The organism is Sphingobium sp. SA2 (assembly GCF_032227065.1).
Taxonomy (GTDB): Bacteria; Pseudomonadota; Alphaproteobacteria; order Sphingomonadales; family Sphingomonadaceae; genus Sphingobium.
The window spans coordinates 23,469-42,527 of sequence record NZ_JAPMXX010000001.1; the positions used below are offsets into that span (position 1 = coordinate 23,469).

A 19,059-nucleotide genomic window follows, 5' to 3' on the forward strand; every position below is an offset into this window, starting at 1 on the left:
GCAAACTAGGGCAGCCGCCGCCGGGGCACGACCGCCTTTGCTATCGCTCGTTGCAAAGACGCTATCGCTGAGCGCGCCATACCTATCTGGCCCAGACCAGTGGAAGCGATTCCACATGGATGATGTTGCTGAGATAGAAGGGCACATCGAACCCCGGTTGCACTGTAAAAGCCGGCAGGGCGGCGAGCATTTCCTGCATGGCGATCTGTAGCTCGCGCCGGGCAAGATGTGCGCCGAGGCAGCGATGTGGGCCATAGCCGAAGGTCAGATGCGAAGGGCGGCGGTCGAAACGGATGTGCGTCGGGGCCTCGAACGCTTCGGGATCGTTCGATCCCAAAGGGGTCGACATCGCAACCCGGTCACCCGCGCGGATCGTGACATCGTGCAGCATCACGTCTTTGGTGCAGATGCGGAAGGTCGTGACAGCGGCATAAGCGCGCAGCAACTCCTCGATGGCTACGGTGGCACCCGCCGGATTTTGCCGCAGGGCATCCTGATCGGCCGGATGGGTCGCGAGATGCTGGAAATGCAGGCCGATATTCGCCGACACCGTATCCAGCCCGCCCAGATACAGATTGAAGCAATGGCCGAACACCTCTTCGGGCGTCCATTTGCGCCCTTCATATTCCAGTTGGAGCGCGATGCTTATCAGGTCGTCGCCGGGCCTTTTGCGACGATCTTCGATGGCGTTGAGCAGATAGGCCTTGACCGCGCGCGTGCCCTTGACCCGATCTTCCATGTCGTCGGTGTGTAACAGGGAAAATTCCCAATCGAGAAACTGCTGCATCTCCTCCTGCGGCAGGCCGAGCAGGTCGAGGAAGATCGACACCGGAAAGGGGATGGCGAAATCCCGGACGAAATCGCATTCCCCCCGGTCCTTGAACCTGTCGATATATTCCCGCGCGCGCAGCCGCACCTTGCCGTCCAGTTCGCCCATCCGCTTGGGCGAAAAGACGGGATTGAGCGCATTGCGAAAGCCGGTGTGTCGGGGCGGGTCGAGTTCGGTCGGGATGATGTCCCAGCTTTCGCCGATCCCGGCGGCAAAGCCGGTGTTGCCGCGTTTCCCGAAACTATCAGTGTCGGCATAGATTTTCCGCAGGTCTTCCGCGCGCCGCACTACCCAGCCTGGCTGACGCCCCGGAAACACGTCGGTGCCGTAGAAGATCGGCGGGCCTTCATGCAGTCTGGGAATGATGTCGGTATAGGGATTGACCGTGGTCGTCCGACGCGGCGTAAGCGCAAAGGGCATCACGAGTTCGCGCGGAACATTGTCGGGAAGGTCGATCACGAGCAGCCTTTCTTGTCCAGGTTTCGATCGGGCACGCTTTATTGTGCGCCGAAACGATAGCGCATACCAATGCCGACCACGCGGGGGTCGCCCGCATAGTCGACAGCTATGCCCAGGCCGCCGGTCTGGTAGAGATCGGAAAAGCGGCGGCTGAGATATTTTTTGGCTGTCAGGTTGCGGCCATAGACATAGAGTTCGATATTCGGATCGTTGAGCTGATAGGCGATGCGGCCGTTGAGCAGGCCATATCCTGCCGTTTCACCCAACGCATTTTCCTGCGCGTAGGCGGCTTTGACCGCAGCGGTCTGCTGGTCCGACGCCACCACCGGGTTGAAATGCTGCTTGCCGACATAGGCGTAATTGACGTGCAGGATCAGGTCGCCGGTCGACAGGGCGATGGTCTGGGTCGCGCCGATGCTGAACTGGATCTTGGGCAGCTGCGTCAGCGCGCGACCGCTGAGGTCGACAGTGCAGTCGTAGCGCGGGACGCCGGCGGCGGTCGGCGGCGCGGCGGCGCATCCTGTCAGCGGCGTGGCGCTGGTGATCCGCTGCACTTCGGAAATGCTCCCCGCCTTATATTTGCCGTCGAGCAGCGAGAGATTGCCCGAAATCTCCATGCCCGACCATGGCGCCGCCACGACCTCGAACTCAGCCCCCCAGACGCGGGTGTCGCCGTTATTCTGGGTATATTGGGTGACGCCGACCCCCGGTGCTACGGCATTGACGATCACCTGCGCATTGCTTTTCCAGGTGTGGAACAGCGCGACATTGGTGCGCAGCCGATTGTCGAGCCAGCTTGCCTTGATGCCGCCTTCGACGTCCTTGACCTTTTCCGGCGAGAAGGCGGGAAGCGACCCGGCGCGTATGTTGAAGCCCCCCGCCTTAGCTGCGCCGCGCGTGGCAACATAGAGGAAGATGTCGTCGCTCGCCTGCCAGTCTAGCCCCAGGTTCCAGGCGGGATAGGAAAAATTCTTCGCCTGGGTCTGGTTGCATTGCGTGGCCGTTGGCGTCTGGTCCGGGTTGACCAGATTACAGTTCACGCCGAACGGCGTGCCCGCGACGGGCGCATTGGGGGCAAGGCCCAGCACCTGCTGGTTGTGCAGGACAACCTCACGCCCGTCCCAGGTGTAGCGGAAGCCGCCCACTGCACGCACGCTGTCAGTCAGATTATAATAGAGTTGCGCATAGGCGCCCTTGGTCGTGTTCTTCGCGTCGCCGAAGCTGTTGCGGATTAGCCCGCCAAAAATCTGCGACTGGGAATATTCAAAACCTGTTTCGCGCGACGCATATCCGCCCAGAATGTAGCTCAATTGATCCGTGATATTGCCGGACATTTGAAGTTCCTGCGAATAGGATTCCGAATGCGCGCCGCCGAATACGGCAAGGACCGGCGATGGCGATCCATCGAGATCGATCAGACCGTCGGAATCCGAATAGCGATAGGCGGTGATCGATTTGAGCTTGTGCTCGCCAATGTCGATGTTGACTACACCGGAAAAGCCATAGGCAACCAGCTTGTCGAAAGGCAACTGGCTGTATTTGGCCTGGATGTCGGCAGGCAGCGTGGCGAAGGTCGGGTTGGTCGTGGGCCGCGTCAGCCCACCTGCATAGGTCGTGTACCAATTGTCCTCCGTGTGAATCGCGCTGGCCAGGCCGGGCGCAAAGGCTGCCAGCGGCCCCTGAAACGACAGCGGGTTGAACCCGGCGGTCTGGGCAAGCTGGCCCATGTCCGTTATCTTGTTATAATCGCCGCTCAGGGTGACGTCGAACCCGTCATTTTCATATTTCAGCTTGCCGCGCAGGAAATGGCTTTTCTGATCGCCCACGTCGCGGTTCAGCCGGGCATTGTAGCCATAGCCGTTGCGATCATGGAAATCATAGACGACACGCGCGGCCAGGCCCTCTGCCAGCGGCACGTTCAAAACGGCTTCAACATCCCGATAGGCATAATTGCCGACCTCGCCCTTCAGGCTGGCTTCCAGCCGATCGACAGGATCCTTGGACAGAATGTTGATCGCGCCGCCCGTCGTGTTGCGACCAAACAGCGTGCCCTGCGGACCACGTAGCACCTCGAGCCGCTGGAGATCGTGCAGATCGGTCAGGCCCTGCGAAGGCCGGGCGATATAAACGCCGTCAATATAGGTCGCGACCGCCGGATCGTTGGCGATCAGCGGCTGGAGATTGCCTTGGCCGCGGATCGACACGAATGCGAAGCCGGACGTCGAGGCAGAGCCGGTCGATATGACGACGCTGGGCGCGACACGCTGCACGTCCTGCACGCTGACGATCTGCGCGCGCTGAATCGCGACAGCGCCCAATGCCGTGACGGCCAGCGGGGTGGTTTGCAGGCTTTCCTCGGTCCGCCGCGCGGTGACGACGATATCCTGAATGCCGCTGAACTGTTCCTGCGCCGCTTCCTGTGGTGCGACTTGCCCCCGCGCAGGCTGAGCCATCGCGACAGGCAGGCCCGACAGCATCGTCGCCACCATCAGTTTGGACGTTTTCATCATTCTCTCCCACATATCTTTATTGATGGCGGACAGGCGACATTTCGATGGGATGACAACCTACCTTAGGAAAGGGTGGCACGGTTCATCGATAGTGAAACGCGGGTCGGCGATAGCCGCGCCGCTTCCGCGTCACATGATTGTTGCGAAACGATAGCCTATTGCATTCCGGCGATAGCTTGTCGCCTTGCCCGCCCTTTCTCCCATGGTCAGAGATCGTTCCAGCAATCAGAACAGCGGCTGCGGGCCGCTAAAAAGGACATACAGATGGCAACGCTCGACGCAGACCGGATCGAAGCATTTCTCCGGCATCAACTTGATATGTTCAATCAGGGTCAGCGTGACGACTTCATCGCCGCCTACCGTGACATCGCGCCAGGCGGGCTGCTGATCGATGACCCGGTGGGTAGCGATCGTCAGGAGGGGCTGCACCTGATCGGGGAATTGTTCGACCGCTATGTCGGCTGGAAGCTGACATTTGTCGAACTGATCGTGAACGGGCATGAGGCCGCGGCCTGCGTACGGAACGAAGGCATGATGAATGGCCATCCCGTCACAGTGCACAGCCTTGAGACATATCATTTCGGCGAGGACGGCACCTTCCTGGCCCGCTATTTCCATCCGGCGATGTCGGCATGACCGCCTCGGACCAACTCGCGATACACAGCGACAAGATAGAACTGACCGCGACCAGCGCCCTGTCGGTCGAGACTGTCCTGAAAGTCCGCCATTGGAACGACCGGTTGTTCAGCTTTTCGGTGACACGCCCGGCGAGCTTTCGGTTTCGGTCCGGCGAGTTTGTCATGATCGGACTCGCGGGCGAGGGTGGCAAACCGCTGTTGCGCGCCTATTCGGTGGCCAGCCCTGCCTATGCCGAGGAACTGGAATTTCTGTCGATCAAGGTGGAGGACGGCCCCCTGACGTCGCGATTGCAGAATATCCGGCCCGGTGACCAGATATATCTTGGGCGCAAGCCCACGGGCACATTGGTGACTGACGCGCTGTTGCCTGGCAACCGGCTGTTGCTGCTGTCGAGTGGCACCGGGCTGGCGCCGTTCCTCAGTCTGATCCGCGACCCCGACGTCTATGAACGCTATGAGCGCGTGGTCGTCGTCCACAGCGTCAGGCAGGCAAACGACCTGGCGTTTCGTGCGGAACTGGAATCCGGCCTGCAGGATGATCCGCTGGTATCGGAACCGGCAATGGTGCAACTATCCTATCTGCCCACGGTCACGCGCGAAGCCTTTACTTGCAACGCGCGTATCACAACGATGATCAAAGATGGCAGCCTGTTCGCGCAGGTTGGACTGAGTGGTGCGCCGCTCTCGGTCCAGACCGATCGCATCATGCTATGTGGCGGCATGGCCATGATCAAGGATATCGCTCGCCTGCTGGATGCGCGGGGCTTTATCGAAGGTTCCAACGCGAAGCCGGGCGATTATGTGATCGAACGAGCCTTTGTCGGTTAATAACGGCGGGATGCTGGTCACTTGCCATTTTTATAGATGGGCTTCAGATCGGCCTAGCCTCGGCTCGGCGGGCATCAGAGGTGGCCTGGGAAATCTGGACATTGAGATGAGTGGATTTTCTGCCTGACGGCGGCCAGGATGGCCGCGTGACAGGAGTAGAAATGAGCAAACGACCACGCCGGAATCACAGCCCGGCTTTCAAGGCGAAGGTAGCATTGGCTGCCGTGAAGGGGGAGAAGACGCTGGCCGAGTTGGCGCAGCAGTTTGACGTGCACCCAAACCAGATCACGACGTGGCGTAGCCAGTTGCTGGAGGGCGCGGCCGGGGTATTTGATTCGGACAATGCGTCGGCAACGGCCGAGCCGGCGATTGACGTGAAGACGCTGCACGCCAAGATCGGCGAGTTGACGCTGGCGAACGATTTTTTGGCCGGCGCGCTCGGGAAGGCCGGTCTGTTGCCGAGCGCAAAGCGATGATCGATCGTTCGCACAGTTTGCCGTTGGCGCGGCAGGCGCGGGAACTGGGGATCAGCCGGGGCAGCGTCTATTACCTGCCCAGACCGGTTTCGGAGGCTGATCTGGCGATCATGCGGCGCATCGACGAGTTGCACCTGGAATTTCCGTTCGCAGGCAGTCGCATGCTGCGCGATCTACTGCGGCAGGAAGGCATGAAGATCGGCCGCCAGCATGTAGCTACGCTGATGAAGAAGATGGCGATCGAGGCGATTTACCGCCGCCCGAACACTTCAAAGCCGACGCCGGGGCACAAGGTATATCCCTATTTGCTGCGCAAGCTGGCGATCGTACGGCCCAATCAGGTATGGGCGACCGACATCAGTTACATTCCGATGGCGAAGGGGTTCGTCTATCTCGTGGCTATCGTCGACTGGTTCAGCCGCAAGGTCCTGGCCTGGCGGGTGTCGATCACGATGGAAGCCGACTTCTGTGTCGAGGCACTGGAGGAAGCTCTGGCGCGCTTCGGCAAACCGGAGATCTTGAACACCGATCAGGGCAGCCAATTTACGAGCATGGCCTTCACCAGCGTGTTGCTCCGCGAAGAAATCGCCATCAGCATGGACGGTCGGGGCGCATGGCGCGACAATGTGATGGTCGAGCGCCTGTGGCGCTCGGTGAAATACGAAGAGGTTTATCTGCACGCCTACGGCGGGGTCAGCGAAGCCCGATCATCGATCGGTCGGTATCTGAGCTTCTACAATAGTAGGAGGCCGCATTCGAGCCTTGCTGCCAAGACGCCGGACCAGACCTATTTTGACAACCTGCCCATGTTGATGGCAGCTTGAATTTGGCCGCCGATATGGGGCGTCACTCTGGTCGGCTACGCCCTCCCGACATGACGCCCCATATCGGCAGTTCGATGAAACCGGCAGACGATCCACTTAACCGTTGCAGATCCCTGTTCAAATCAACCCGGCCACCTCTCTCGGCGGCGACGATCCGCAACGATCGCAATCAACGGCCACAGCATCACTGCGGCGAAAACGCCCCATTCTGCATATGGGACAAGCAGCGGCATCGGCAAAAGGCGACCAAAGGCTGGTCCGGTCAGGATGGCCATGCCGCAAAACATCAAACGCCGGTGCCATTCGATCCGCTTGCGCATCGATATCGCCACGACGACCAATCCGCCAAAGCAGAGGATCGACAGGATGTTCATGACAAGAAAATATGCGGGAAGGAAGAAGAACGGCGTGGCGGCATTTCGCGTCATTTCTATGGTCGTATATATGCCGACGAGAACCATGGCGCTGGCCCACCCAGCGCCTACCCAACCGAGCCGCCGGTGAAGAGCGATCGAACCCCGTGAGACTAGGAAGCTTTGGGAAACGAACAGCACCACCCAACCAAAGAAGATGAAGGCGTGAAGGTGGACAAGCGGCGGCGCGCCAAACGTCGAGCGACCTGTCGCCGCCTGAAGGGAAAAGCCCGCAACGATGGTCAAAGCCATCGCGATCGCCATATTTAAAAAGAACCGGTCATCCCGCCCATATCCAGGTAGCGGTTCAGCCAAAGTTGCCATCTGTGACCTCCACGCCATCTAGGTCGTGAACCCATAAACGCGAGATCGTGTCCCACAGCGTGGTGTAGGTTCGCTGGGATAGCCACAGCGACCTCCGGCTAAGCCGGATTGATCATGCTGCCATGGCAGGCAACGTGATGATGGGATTATCGCTTAAACCTGAGACGCTCTCAAGTGTCATGTAGCGGCAGCGTTGGACGGCCCATTCGTCGTTCTGTTCCAGAAGGATAGCGCCGACGAGACGGGTAATCGCCTCTTCGTTGGGGAAGATACCGACAACATCGGTGCGCCGCTTGATCTCGCCATTGAGCCGCTCGATCGGATTGTTGCTGTGCAACTTCGTGCGGTGTTGGGCTGGGAAGGTCATGTAGGCCAGCACATCCTCCTCGGCGCTGTCCATCAGAGTAGCGAGTTTTGGCACGGTAGGGCGCAATTGATCGGCGACGCTACGCCATTGGGCCTTTGCGGCCTCTGGAGTTTCCTGGGCGAAAGCGGTGGCGATGAATGCCGACACGACCCGGCGTCCACTCTTGCCGGCATGGGCCAGCGCATTGCGCATAAAATGAACCCGGCATCGCTGCCAGGTGGCGCTGAACACTTTGGCGACGGAGGCTTTTATGCCTTCATGGGAATCTGAGATCACCAGCTTCACGCCGCGCAGACCGCGACGAGCAAGGCTGCGTAGAAACTCGGTCCAGAAGACCTCCGCTTCGGAATGACCGATCGCCATGCCGAGCACTTCGCGCCGGCCATCGCTGTTAACGCCAACGGCAATGATGACCGCGACAGAGACGATGCGACCGGCTCGCCGCACTTTGATGTAGGTCGCGTCCATCCAGAGATAGGGCCAGTCGCCTTCGATCGGACGATCGAGAAAGGCCTTCACCCGCTCGTCGATCTCCACGCACAGTCGGCTGACCTGGCTCTTTGAGATCCCACTCATGCCCATGGCTTTGACCAGATCGTCCACAGAGCGGGTCGAGATCCCCTGGATATAAGCTTCCTGGATGACGGCCGTCAGTGCCTTCTCTGCCATACGGCGGGGCTCCAGAAACCCTGGAAAATATGTTCCCTTGCGCAGCTTGGGGATCCGCAGCTCGACCGTCCCTGCTCGCGTCTCCCAGTCCCGATCCCGATAGCCGTTGCGCTGCGCGAGGCGCTCAGGATCTTTTTCACCATAGGCAGCGCCGGTCGCACCGCCCACTTCCAGTTCCATCAGCCGCTGCGCGGCAAAGCCGATCATGTCGCGTAGAAAATCGCCGTCGGCTGTCTTCCCAACCAGAGCGTGCAGGTCCATCTTGTCATTGGTCATCGGAGGTCTCCGTAAGTTGAGCTTCGCAACCCAAACTTATCCGAAGTTCGCCGGTGACCACCCGCGAAACTGACCGGCCGCTACAGCGCTTTATCGATGAGCGCGCGTCCGGTCAGCTTCGCTACCCTCAAAACCTACACCACCTCCTGGGACACGACCAAACGCGATTCAGGCTGGGATGTAGAAGCCCCATACACCGTTGGAGAGTTCGCCAGCCGCGAAGCGGATTGGGCTATCTGTAGGCCCGACCTCGTAAATATCGAACCGATGGCGCTGATGCTGGTAGCTTGGATGAGGGAGTTGAATGGCTTCTTCCCCAGTGCGTCGCCAATTTTGCTGCCAGACTGCAATGCCGCTGATTTTCACACCGTCGCCCTCAAAGCCAACGTGAACATCTCGCCACTCGCTCATTTCAACACTGCCTTTGACCTGGATACACGCCGGATAGCACATAATGGGTTTTGTCTCGCTTCGACTTGTGATTCAGCGGCGGCATGAGCCGATATGACCTAACCGATTTTGAGTGGCGCGTGATCGAGCCGCTGCTGCCCAACAAGCCCAGAGGCGTTCCGCGTGTTGACGACCGACGCGTCCTGAACGGCATTTTCTGGGTGCTGCGATCCGGTGCTCCGTGGCGCGATCTTCCCGAGCGCTATGGGCCGCGCACCACCTGCTATAACCGCTTCGTGCGATGGCGAAAGGCTGGCGTCTGGGACCGGATGATGAATGCCATCACCGCTGCGCACGACGGCGACATCCAGATGATCGACAGCACCTCTGTTCGGGCCCACCAGCAGGCCGCGACGGCAAAAAGGGGGATCGAGATCATTGCCTCGGTCGCTCCCGAGGCGGGCTTACGACCAAAATCCACGCGGTCGTCGATGCGCAAGGGTGTGGATCGGCGCCGAAGCGGAACCCCCTAAAATTACTTCCATACCACTGTATTTCAATGAGAAAACATCCGAAGCTGGGGTCCTGATAAGCGCCGATCATGACCCGCCGATATCCCCTTCTCGGTGTCTTTTCAGATAGTTGTACCGCACCAAGGCAGAAATCCCCTGCGACGCCGATCCACATCCTCACCAGTGGTCGAGCCGTTATTGGGTCGCCAAAGTGTTTGGCATATGCTAGGGCATAGGCCAAGGAGCTGCTATGGGTGTCGAACGTCACGTGAAACTGTTCAAGAACGGCCGTAGTCAGGCCGTCCGCATTCCCCGCGAATTCGAACTTCCGGGTGATGACGCTATAATGCGCAAAGAAGGTTCGCGCATTATCATTGAACCCGCCCCCCGAACGTCGTTGCTCGGCTTGTTGGCGACGCTTTCGCCAATCGAGGACGATTTTGGCTCGATCAACGATGACGTACCTGAACCTGTAGTTCTTTGACCTATGTTCCTGCTCGATACGAACATCCTATCAGACCTAATTCGGCACCCTCAAGGCGTAATTGCAAATCGCATCGCGGTTGTCGGAGAAGCAGAGATTGCGACAAGCATCATTGTCGCCAGCGAGTTGCGTTATGGCGCAGAGCGCCGTGGATCCGACCGCTTAACCCGGCAGCTTGAGGCGGTGCTCTCCCTCGTGCCGGTGCTACCGCTGGGCGACGATGCCGACATGGAGTACGGGCGGTTGCGCACAGACCTGGAAAAGCGTGGCCAACCTATTGGCGGCAACGATATGCTGATTGCCGCACATGCTCTAAGTCTCGGAGTCACGCTGGTGACGGACAACGTGAGAGAATTTCAGCGGGTTACCGGACTGACCATCGCAAACTGGTTACGTTCATCATGATATTGCCAGCAATTTAACTGCATCAGCGAAAATTTTTTCGGTCCGTTTAAGGCATGGATTGCGACTTCGTCCTCGGTCTGCATTGCGGCATTAGACGAAGTTGGCCGCGTTTAAGAACGAAACTGGGACATCTCACCGATCGGCGTCGAAACAAGATGGTAGCAACGCCTGAAGAGTAGCCAGCCAAGGAAGCGCTCGCACTGCAATATTGACGCCCCCACTGCCGTCAACTGATCAAGAGCTGTCAGGCGTACAACGTTGCACCAGGTAGGTGGGCGATGTTGCTGCTAACCGGGTTGCAAGGACGGGGGCACGATTTTTTGGCTGATCGGTCCGAAGTGCGTGCCCGCGACCTCCATATGAATATGGTCGCCAAAATGCATGAATGGGGTCACTGCGGATCCGATTTCGATCGCCTCGATGGCCCGCCTCTCCGAAAGGCAGGACGATCCGACGGTTTGATAATCTGCATTTGACACAGTACCCGATCCGATGATCGTGCCCGCGACCAAATGACGGGTGCGCGCGGCATGGGCGATCAGATCATGAAAACCGAACTGCATCTCTCGACCGTGGGGATGGCCGAACCATTCGCCGTTCAACGTCACCTTGAGCGGCAGATGTACCCGACCCTCCGCCCATGCATCACCCAGCTCGTCGGGTGTGACGGCATAGGGCGCCACGGAGCAGGCCGGCTTGGCCTGGATCCAGCCGAACCCGGTCCTCATTTCGACGGGCGCGATGGCACGCAGGGACCAATCGTTTATGAGCAGGATTAGCTTCACATGGGCCAGCGCGTCGCTCGCCGCGATGCCCATCGGAACGGCGTCCGTGATGACGCCGAATTCCCCCTCGAAATCGATGCCATCCGCCTCGCTGGGAAGGGCGACATCGGCATGACCAGGCAGGAAACGGTCGGAAAGCCCCTGATACATCAGCGGACGATTGGTCTCGATCGGCGGCAGGTCGAACGCCTTCTGCATCAAAACACCATGCTGGGGAAAGGCAGAACCGTCGAGCCACTGCCAAGCGCGCGGCAGCGGCGCGAGCAGGGAATCATGGTCCAGCGGCTCGCCTTCGCCCCGCGCCAGCCGCCGGTCAAACGCGCGCAAGACCGGTTCGGTCTCGGTCCAGCGCTCGACTGCCTGTTGCAACGTGCCGTTGGAGGGCAGGAAACGTTGCGCGTCGCGCGAAACGACGACCAGTGCGCCGTCAGGGGTGCCGTTGGACAGGGTAGCAAGACGCATCAGCCTAGTCCTCGATGATCGCGACGGCGCGGGTCCAGCCCGCCGAAGCGCCTTTTATCTTGTGGGGGAAGCAGCTGACGATAAAGCCGTTGCCGGGCAGTGCTTCGAGATTATGCAGCTTTTCGAGATGACAGTAGCCGATGTCGCGGCCCGCCTTATGCCCTTCCCAGATCAGCGACGTGTCGCCGGTTTCTTTCACCTTTTGCGCCGTATAGCTGAACGGCGCGTCCCAACTCCAGGCATCGGTGCCGGTGACGCGCACGCCGCGGCTGGTGAGATACATGGTCGCGTCATAGCCCATGCCGCAACCGACATCGACGAAGTCGGGCCGCCCCAGCGCCTTGCCCGCCGCTGTGTTTACCAGGACGATATCAAGCGGCTGGAGGTCGTGGCCGATGCGGGCCAATTCGGCCTCGACATCGGCCGCCGTAACCACATAGCCATCAGCGAAGTGTCGGAAGTCGAGCTTGACGCCCGGACGGAAGCACCAGTCCAGCGGCACCTCGTCGATGGTGATCGCCCGTTCGCCATTGTCCATGGTGGGATGATAATGATAGGGCGCGTCAAGATGCGTGCCGTTATGCGTCGTCAGCGTCACCCATTCCGCAGCCGCAAAGCCCGCGCCGTCGGGCGTCTGGTCTGCGGTGACGCCGGCGAAGAAATGCTGGAGTTCGCCCACCGTCTCGCCATGCGTCTGATAGGTGATCTTGGGACGTAGGAAGGGTGGATCGGACACCACATCATTGTCGAGCGTGATCGACAGATCAATGAAACGGCGGCTCATGCGGTCCGGCCTCCCAGCGTTTCGGCGAACCAGTCGGCAATGACGTCGCGACCATAGGCCATATTGTCGGCGCCGACATGCTCGACACCGCCTTCGCGATCAGTGAAGATTACCTTCTCGCGGCGCGGGCTGTTGACGAGCTGGTCGTAGAGATCGTCGGCATAGGACAGGCTGATCTGCCGATCCTTGGCGCCGTGCGTCACCAGGAACGGCACGGTAATGCGGTCCATATGGCCGTTGAGGTTCATGTCCGCACTCTTCGCGTGGAAATCCTCCATGTCGCTGGCGCCGAACGCCCACATGACATGCGCCCAATAATGCGGCACCGGATTTTCGCCTTCGCGGTTGAGGCGTTTCTGCTGCACCTCCGCCCAATTATGATTGGCGCCCCATACCGCGCCGCTGGCGAAGCGCGGTTCATAGGCCACGGCCCGCGGCGCGAAATGGCCACCCAGCGAAATGCCGGTCATGCCGATGCGGGCGGGATCGACATCATCCTGCGTTTCCAGCCAGTCCACCGCCTTGCTGGCCCAGCTTTCGCTGTGCGGATCGACGGGCAATTCCTGCAAACGCAGCGCTTCCCCGCTGCCGGGCTGATCGACGCACAGGGTCGAGATACCACGCCGCGCGAGTGCTTCGGGCAAGCGCGACCAGTATAGCAGCTCCTTGCAGCTATCGAGACCGTTGCAATAGACGACGACAGGCTTGCGGCCTTCACCAGGCGCGCGGGTGTAGAGGGCGGGCATGGTGCCGTTTGTCAGCGGGATATCCACCCGCTCGCGATTGAGGCTACCCAGCTTCGTCGATGTTTCGAACGCGGCCAGCGCCTTGGCATAGGTGTCCTTGCGCCCCGGATGGCCATGGCCTTGCATCCGTTCGGCGGTGATAAGATAGAGGGCGGCCCGCTCCAGCTTGTCGGAGGCCGAAAAGGCCCGGCCGCGCGCTTCATCCTCCTGCGCCAGCCCGATCAGCTTGTCGCCCATCGCCGCCCACTGCGCCATGAATTGCGGCGTGCCCGCGTCCGCGCCGCTGGCCGCCGCGTCGCGGATCGGCTGGCACATGTCGATGATCTCGCCAAGCTGCGCGCCCGACTCCATCGCGATCGAAACCGACAGGTTCCAGATATAGTTGGGGAAATATTCGAACAGGGCCATGGTTATGCTTGCCCCTTCACGCTTCTACGGCTTGGAACAGGCCTGTATCGGCCTCCGGGTGCGGCATGGTCTGCGGGCCACCGACGCCAATGCCCCACTGGTCCATCGTCTTGGGGCCAGGCACATGGACCTTGGCCTCATGGTTTTCGAAGTCCACCTCCTCCAGTTCCGACGTATATTCGACCGCAAAGCCCGCGGGCGTGGTGAAATAGCTGAAGGTGTTGTTGCCCGCCGTGTGCCGGCCCGGACCCCAGCGGATGTCGGTGCCCTTCTGGCGCAGGCGGTTGATGCCCACCATCATGTCATCGACGCTCAACATGTCATAGGCGACATGATTGAGGCAGGGCGGTCCAGGCAGGATCGCCATGCGGTGGTGCGCCGCATTGCAGCGCAGGAAGCCCATGAAATCGCCCAGCCAGTCGCTGATCTTGAACCCCAGCACGTCGCAGAACCACTGCGCCATCGCCTTGTGATCGGGCGAATGGAGCACGATATGGCTGATCTTCTGCGGAACGCCCTCCCAGCGGCTGAGCAAGCGGGGCGTGCGGACGGCGACGTCGCTGGAAATCTCGAACGGCAGGCCGTCGGGCGAGAAGAAGCGAAAGCCATAGCCGCCGCCCAGCGTATCCAAATCCTTCGGCGTGAAGATGATGCGCGCGCCCGATGCCGCCACCTTGTCGTGCAGCGCATCCACATCGGCCCGGCTGTCGGCCGCCAGCGCGATCACGTCGATGCGCTTGTCCGCTGCGGCGCGCAGGCGGACGACATAGCCCTCTTCGCCGCCGTCAGCGGCGAAATAGGTCATGCCGTCCTTCTCGCCCGCCTCGACCAGCTTCCACTGTTCGGCATAGAAGGCGCGTTCGGCCTCCAGGTCGGGAACGGCATAGCCGACATAACGAATTTCAGTGACACGGCTCATGGTAGATAACTCCTGGGAAAAGGGCGCGCCTCAGATTGGCTGGGCGACGATCGCGAACATGGCGTGGGTGGCCTTGGCATTGTCGACCGGCGGACCCCGGCCGATCTGGCCGTGGCAGATGGCCAGGCTTTCGCGCACGATATAGGCACAGCGATCGAAACGCCGGTCGCGATAGGCGGTGAAGGCTGTATCCAGATCGTCGTGGCGCGACAATTCGTCGGCCAGGACCAGACTGTCCTCGATCGCCATGCCTGCGCCCTGTCCCATATGCGGCGTCGTCGCGTGTATGGCGTCGCCCAGCAGGGCGACCCGGCCCTTGTGCCAGGGGCCATCGACCAGCAGCCCGTCCAGCGGTCGATAGACCACGCCTTCATCATCCACGATCTGCTCGGCAAGCGCGCGGATGGCAGGCGCTGTCTCCGCCAGTTTGCCGCGCATGGTCGCGGCCAGACCTTCCCGTGGATAGCGCGGATTGTCCGGCTCCGGGGTGGTCACATACATATACATCAGGGCGCTGGAGATTGGCACCAGCCCCACCCCGGTTCGCCCATTATAGACCTGAAGCGCGTCCAGCCCCTCAGGCCGCGCGAAATTATAGCGCCACACGGCCTGGCCGGTAAACTGTGGTCCGGGTGCATCGGGAAAAAGGGCAGATCGGGTCTGCGAATAGACGCCGTCGGCGCCGATGACCAGATCGTAGCGACCCGAACCGCCATCGGAAAAAGCGACGTCGACGCCAGCGCCATCATCATCGATCGACGCCGTTGTTACACCGAGTTGGACAGTTGCGCCGCTCGCCTGCGTGCGGTCGCCCAGCACCTTGTGCAGCGCGCGACGACCGATTCCGACATTGGCGGGCTTCCCCTCCACCAGCCGGGGCGAAGGCACCCGCGCGATCATCGTCCCGTCGGGCAGGAATATCTCCACCGCGTCGAAGCCGACGCCTGCCGAAAGATAATCGTCGAGCAGGCCCAAGTCGCTCATGGCCCGGACGACGTTCGACTGTTGTATGATGCCAACGCCATAGACCGACCAGTCGGGGTCGCGTTCGATGACATGAACGTCATGCCCTTTCGCGCGAAGTGCGATCGCTGCGGTCAGTCCGCCAATGCCGCCACCGATGACCAGAATCCGCTGCGCGTCCAAACTTCGCTCTCCACTCTTATCCCGTGGAGGCAAGTCTAGCGTCGAAAAAAAATATCAAAATTCGATTGTTTGGATGATTATTTATCCGTGATTTTTATGGATGGCGGCAGCGCGTAATTGAGACCGTAACCAGCGCAGGCCTTCATCTGCTGCGCGTGTCTGATGAAACTGCACCAGTTCTTCCATCACCGGGAAGGGGAATGGCAAGGGCTGATAGACGATCGGAAACATCCGGGCCGCCGCAAGCGCCAGTCGTTCATGCATAATGGCAAGCCGCTGCGTTCCGACCAGCAGCCAGGGGACGGTTGTAAAGGACGATGCAGACACCTCGATACGCCGATGCTTACCCATGAGGGTCAGCTGTCGATCTGCGAAAGCCGCATTGGATAGCGCGCCGATCGCGATGGCGACATGGCCAGCGGCCAGAAAGCGCTTCTCGTCCAGTGGCGTGGACAGCAGATCATTGCCCCTCCATCCCGCCACCACATGCTGCTCTTCAAACAGCAGTTCGCTCGGATGATCCTGTGACAGGAATTCACGCGGGCTGATCATCAGATCAGCCTTGCCCGCCGCGATCAGCGATGTGCTTTGTTCGCCTGGCGACATGAGCTGGACCGTGACGGTCGGGGCTTCGACCGCAAGGCGCGCCAGCAACGGGGCGATGACGGCGGCGACAACATAGTCAGATGCGATGACCTTGAAGAGCCGTTGAGACGATTGCGGATTGAATGATGCCGATGTCGCCAGCAGCGTTTCAATCCCGCCAAGACATTCACGCACGAGGGGCGAGAGGCTCTCGGCAAAGGCGGTGGGATACATGCGCTTGCCATGACTGACGAGCAGAGGATCACCGAAATAATCCCGCAACCGCGACAAGGCAGCGCTCATGGCGGGCTGGCTCAGATGCATCTGACGCGCTGTTTCCGACACCGAGTGGGTTTGCATCAGCCCTTGAAACACGGCGAGTAGATTGAGGTCGAGACCGCGAAAACGCATAATCCATCCATTCTATGATTGGATACCGATAAGATCAAACGATTTAACCTATGCGCCCTTCCTGTCTAGGCTTTCCTGACAGACGCGCCGGATCAGGCGCGCGCATTTGGAGAGGAGACGACCATGAAGGCAGCCCTGCTAGCGACCGCCACCGCTTTTTTAACGCCGATCTTACCCGTTCACGCCGAGGCAGGAGCGGGCAATGATCAGGCGAATGGGGGCGGCATCGCGGACATCATCGTCACGGCGCAGCGCCGCAGCGAAAATCTCCAGAATGCCGCCATCGCCGTCAGCGCCGTGACCGGCGACACGCTGGTCCAGCAGAGTATCACCCAGGCCAATGACCTGACGCGCGTCGTGCCTGCGTTGCAGGTCGCACCTGCGGCATCCTTCACGCAAATCTATCTGCGCGGCGTCGGCACCTTCGGCGCCAACGCTTTTGCCGAACAGGGCGTCGCCTTCAACCTCGACGGCGTGTATCTCTCCCGCCCGGCCGCGCCGGCCGGTCTTTTCTACGATCTCGAACGGGTCGAGGTGCTTAAAGGACCGCAAGGCACGCTGTACGGCCGCAACGCCACCGGCGGCGCCGTCAACGTCATCACCGCCAAGCCCAAGCTTGGTGAGACGAGCGGCTATATCAACGCGGAATATGGCAATTACGATGCGCTGAAGGGATCAGCAGCGCTCAATCTGCCGTTGGGCGACAGGGTCGCCTTCCGGGTCGCAGGCCAATATGTGCAGCGCGACGGCTATTATAGCGACGGCTATGACGATGAAGATACGCAAGCCGTGCGTGCCCAATTGCGCGGGGAAACCGGCACCGGCCTGGATGCCACCCTGTCGGTCGATTATGCCCATGTCGGCGGCATGGGATCGGGCGGCACCATCATGCCCTTGCTCGACGGCAAGACGCGTCTGGGGCCGAGCGATCCGCGCGTCATTGCGGCCTATGTCGCCCGCTCTCCCACGCGCCCGGTGCCGCAGGCGATCGCCAGCGACGATGGCTATCAGGACAATAGCTTCTTCGGCGCGGCGCTGACGGTCAATGCCGATCTGGGTTTCGCGACGCTGACGGTGGTGCCCGCCTACCGCAAGACGGACCTTGATTTCCGTTCCTATGCGTCGAGCTTTCTGATCGACATTCAGGAAAAGTCGAGCCAGATGTCGCTGGAAACCCGGCTCGCCAGTCGATCCGGACCAGTGGAATGGGTGGTGGGCGGCTATTACTTCGCCGAAGATGTCAGCGCCCGGCAGTTTTTCGACCAGGCTAGTAACGGCACCCGTCTCAATTCACAGCTGGATACCGAAAGCCTTGCAGCGTTCGGCCAGGCCACGCTGTCCTTCTCGGATCAATTCCGCGTGACCGGCGGCTTGCGCTACACCACCGACACCAAGCGTCAGGCTACCGAGGCGCACACGCTGCCCTTCGTCGGCTTCGTCAATCCGGCTCAGGGCAATTTCACACCGATCATCCTGGACATCCTCAGCAATCCGCGCACGAACGTTGATTTCAACAAGTTGACCTGGAAAGTAGGCGTAGAATTCGACGTCGGTCCACGTTCGCTGCTTTACGCTTCGGCCGCGACGGGCTTCAAATCGGGCGCACTGTTTGCCGCGACAGGTCGTAACTACTCTGCGCCGGAAAATATGATGGCCTATACGGTCGGGTCGAAGAACCGCTTCTTCGACAACAAGGTGCAGGTCAACGCCGAAGCCTTTTACTGGAAATATAAGGACCAGCAGATTTCGCATCTTGGTCCCGTTCAGGTCGCCAGCACCCCAGGCGGCCCGATCTTCGGCCCGGTCTTCACCACGGAGAATGCCGGAAAATCGACCATTTACGGCCTCGAACTGGAAGCGCTGTTCCAGCCGTCCGCCAACGCCCAATTCTCCGCCAACATCCAGTATCTCCACACCAAATATGACGAACTGATCTATCAGGCCTATTCGACCACGGGCATTGCGCCCGTTATCGGCTGCGCGGTCACGCCAACTACCCTGACCGGCGCATCGCCGGCGGCGCGTATATTCAACGTCAACTGCTCAGGCCGTCCGCTGGTCAACGCGCCCAAATGGGTGTTTAACCTCGGCTATGAACATGGATTCCAGCTGGGCGATCATGGCCGGATCATAGCCGCTATGGACACACGGATCGAAACATCGCGCTATCTCTCGCTCGATTTTCTCGATCTGGGCCGACAGGGCAGCTATATGATGTCGAACGCGCGCCTGTCCTACGAGACGCCATCGGGCAATTTTTCGCTCACCGGCTTCGTCAACAACATCGAAAATGAACTGGTGTTCGCCAACTCGCTGCAAAGCCCCGCGAAGCCCGGTGTCATCTATAACCAGCTACGCCCGCCCCGCACCTACGGCATCCGCGCTGGCTTCCGATTTTGATCGGCCATC

The 19,059-nt window shown here is 60.4% G+C and carries 17 protein-coding genes and 1 pseudogene; 8 read left to right on the forward strand and 10 right to left on the reverse strand.

Annotated elements, in window-relative coordinates:
• Nucleotides 1-82: 82 nt before the first annotated feature.
• Complete coding sequence (locus tag OVY48_RS00105; RefSeq protein WP_152542803.1) at nucleotides 83-1,288, reverse strand: cytochrome P450; 1,206 nt, start codon at nucleotides 1,286-1,288, stop codon at nucleotides 83-85.
• 38 nt (nucleotides 1,289-1,326) lie between these two features.
• A complete protein-coding gene (locus tag OVY48_RS00110; protein ID WP_037473613.1) occupies nucleotides 1,327-3,798 on the reverse strand; it encodes a TonB-dependent receptor in 2,472 nt (823 codons plus the stop codon).
• A 264-nt stretch (nucleotides 3,799-4,062) separates the two neighbouring features.
• Here OVY48_RS00110 and OVY48_RS00115 point away from each other — a divergent pair, with 264 nt between their 5' ends.
• The 3 genes from OVY48_RS00115 to OVY48_RS00125 all read left to right on the forward strand — a co-directional run bounded on the left by OVY48_RS00115 (nucleotide 4,063) and on the right by OVY48_RS00125 (nucleotide 6,564).
• Nucleotides 4,063-4,434, forward strand: a complete 372-nt coding sequence (locus OVY48_RS00115; RefSeq protein WP_037473612.1) for a hypothetical protein — start codon at nucleotides 4,063-4,065, stop codon at nucleotides 4,432-4,434.
• Nucleotides 4,431-5,264, forward strand: a complete 834-nt coding sequence (locus tag OVY48_RS00120) for a ferredoxin--NADP reductase (protein ID WP_313921595.1) — start codon at nucleotides 4,431-4,433, stop codon at nucleotides 5,262-5,264. The genes OVY48_RS00115 and OVY48_RS00120 overlap by 4 nt, the downstream gene beginning before the upstream one ends.
• A gap of 161 nt (nucleotides 5,265-5,425) precedes the next feature.
• Nucleotides 5,426-6,564 (forward strand): IS3 family transposase gene (locus tag OVY48_RS00125; RefSeq protein ID WP_148648459.1). Its coding sequence is split into 2 segments (ribosomal slippage): nucleotides 5,426-5,693 and nucleotides 5,693-6,564, totalling 1,140 coding nucleotides; the frame shifts between segments, so codons are not numbered across the junction.
• Between the two features lie 122 nt (nucleotides 6,565-6,686).
• On the opposite strand, the gene OVY48_RS00130 is transcribed toward OVY48_RS00125, so the two are convergent.
• Together OVY48_RS00130 and OVY48_RS00135 are read right to left on the reverse strand one after the other, a co-directional pair.
• Nucleotides 6,687-7,301: a hypothetical protein gene (locus tag OVY48_RS00130; RefSeq protein ID WP_156106121.1), complete on the reverse strand. Its 615-nt coding sequence runs from the start codon at nucleotides 7,299-7,301 to the stop codon at nucleotides 6,687-6,689.
• 112 nt (nucleotides 7,302-7,413) lie between these two features.
• Complete coding sequence (locus OVY48_RS00135; protein WP_145206734.1) at nucleotides 7,414-8,613, reverse strand: IS256 family transposase; 1,200 nt, start codon at nucleotides 8,611-8,613, stop codon at nucleotides 7,414-7,416.
• A gap of 96 nt (nucleotides 8,614-8,709) precedes the next feature.
• On the opposite strand from OVY48_RS00135, the gene OVY48_RS00140 reads away from it, so the two are divergent.
• The 4 genes and pseudogenes from OVY48_RS00140 to OVY48_RS00155 all read left to right on the forward strand — a co-directional run bounded on the left by OVY48_RS00140 (nucleotide 8,710) and on the right by OVY48_RS00155 (nucleotide 10,404).
• Nucleotides 8,710-9,111, forward strand: coding sequence for a hypothetical protein (locus OVY48_RS00140; protein ID WP_313921597.1), 402 nt, complete (start codon nucleotides 8,710-8,712; stop codon nucleotides 9,109-9,111).
• Nucleotides 9,108-9,505 (forward strand): annotated as a pseudogene (locus tag OVY48_RS00145) (IS5 family transposase); the annotation flags it as partial. The gene OVY48_RS00140 and the pseudogene OVY48_RS00145, both read left to right, overlap by 4 nt.
• A gap of 260 nt (nucleotides 9,506-9,765) precedes the next feature.
• On the forward strand, nucleotides 9,766-9,999 hold the full coding sequence (locus tag OVY48_RS00150) for an antitoxin (protein ID WP_037473601.1): 234 nt from the start codon (nucleotides 9,766-9,768) through the stop codon (nucleotides 9,997-9,999).
• Between the two features lie 3 nt (nucleotides 10,000-10,002).
• Complete coding sequence (locus OVY48_RS00155; RefSeq protein ID WP_037473599.1) at nucleotides 10,003-10,404, forward strand: type II toxin-antitoxin system VapC family toxin; 402 nt, start codon at nucleotides 10,003-10,005, stop codon at nucleotides 10,402-10,404.
• A 287-nt stretch (nucleotides 10,405-10,691) separates the two neighbouring features.
• Here OVY48_RS00155 and OVY48_RS00160 read toward each other — a convergent pair whose 3' ends face one another.
• The 6 genes from OVY48_RS00160 to OVY48_RS00185 all read right to left on the reverse strand — a co-directional run bounded on the left by OVY48_RS00160 (nucleotide 10,692) and on the right by OVY48_RS00185 (nucleotide 16,650).
• On the reverse strand, nucleotides 10,692-11,651 hold the full coding sequence (locus OVY48_RS00160) for a fumarylacetoacetate hydrolase family protein (RefSeq protein ID WP_037473598.1): 960 nt from the start codon (nucleotides 11,649-11,651) through the stop codon (nucleotides 10,692-10,694).
• Nucleotides 11,652-11,655: 4 nt separating this feature from the next.
• Nucleotides 11,656-12,435, reverse strand: coding sequence for a cyclase family protein (locus OVY48_RS00165; protein WP_313921598.1), 780 nt, complete (start codon nucleotides 12,433-12,435; stop codon nucleotides 11,656-11,658).
• Nucleotides 12,432-13,589 (reverse strand): alpha/beta hydrolase family protein, encoded by a 1,158-nt coding sequence (locus tag OVY48_RS00170; RefSeq protein WP_037473594.1) that lies wholly within the window; start codon nucleotides 13,587-13,589, stop codon nucleotides 12,432-12,434. The genes OVY48_RS00165 and OVY48_RS00170 overlap by 4 nt, the downstream gene beginning before the upstream one ends.
• A 16-nt stretch (nucleotides 13,590-13,605) precedes the next feature.
• Complete coding sequence (locus OVY48_RS00175; RefSeq protein ID WP_037473593.1) at nucleotides 13,606-14,508, reverse strand: VOC family protein; 903 nt, start codon at nucleotides 14,506-14,508, stop codon at nucleotides 13,606-13,608.
• Between the two features lie 30 nt (nucleotides 14,509-14,538).
• On the reverse strand, nucleotides 14,539-15,654 hold the full coding sequence (locus OVY48_RS00180) for an FAD-dependent oxidoreductase (RefSeq protein ID WP_037473592.1): 1,116 nt from the start codon (nucleotides 15,652-15,654) through the stop codon (nucleotides 14,539-14,541).
• 81 nt (nucleotides 15,655-15,735) lie between these two features.
• A complete protein-coding gene (locus OVY48_RS00185) occupies nucleotides 15,736-16,650 on the reverse strand; it encodes a LysR family transcriptional regulator (protein WP_037473590.1) in 915 nt (304 codons plus the stop codon).
• A gap of 123 nt (nucleotides 16,651-16,773) precedes the next feature.
• Here OVY48_RS00185 and OVY48_RS00190 point away from each other — a divergent pair, with 123 nt between their 5' ends.
• Nucleotides 16,774-19,050: a TonB-dependent receptor gene (locus tag OVY48_RS00190; RefSeq protein WP_037473588.1), complete on the forward strand. Its 2,277-nt coding sequence runs from the start codon at nucleotides 16,774-16,776 to the stop codon at nucleotides 19,048-19,050.
• The last annotated feature ends 9 nt before the right edge of the window (nucleotides 19,051-19,059 follow it).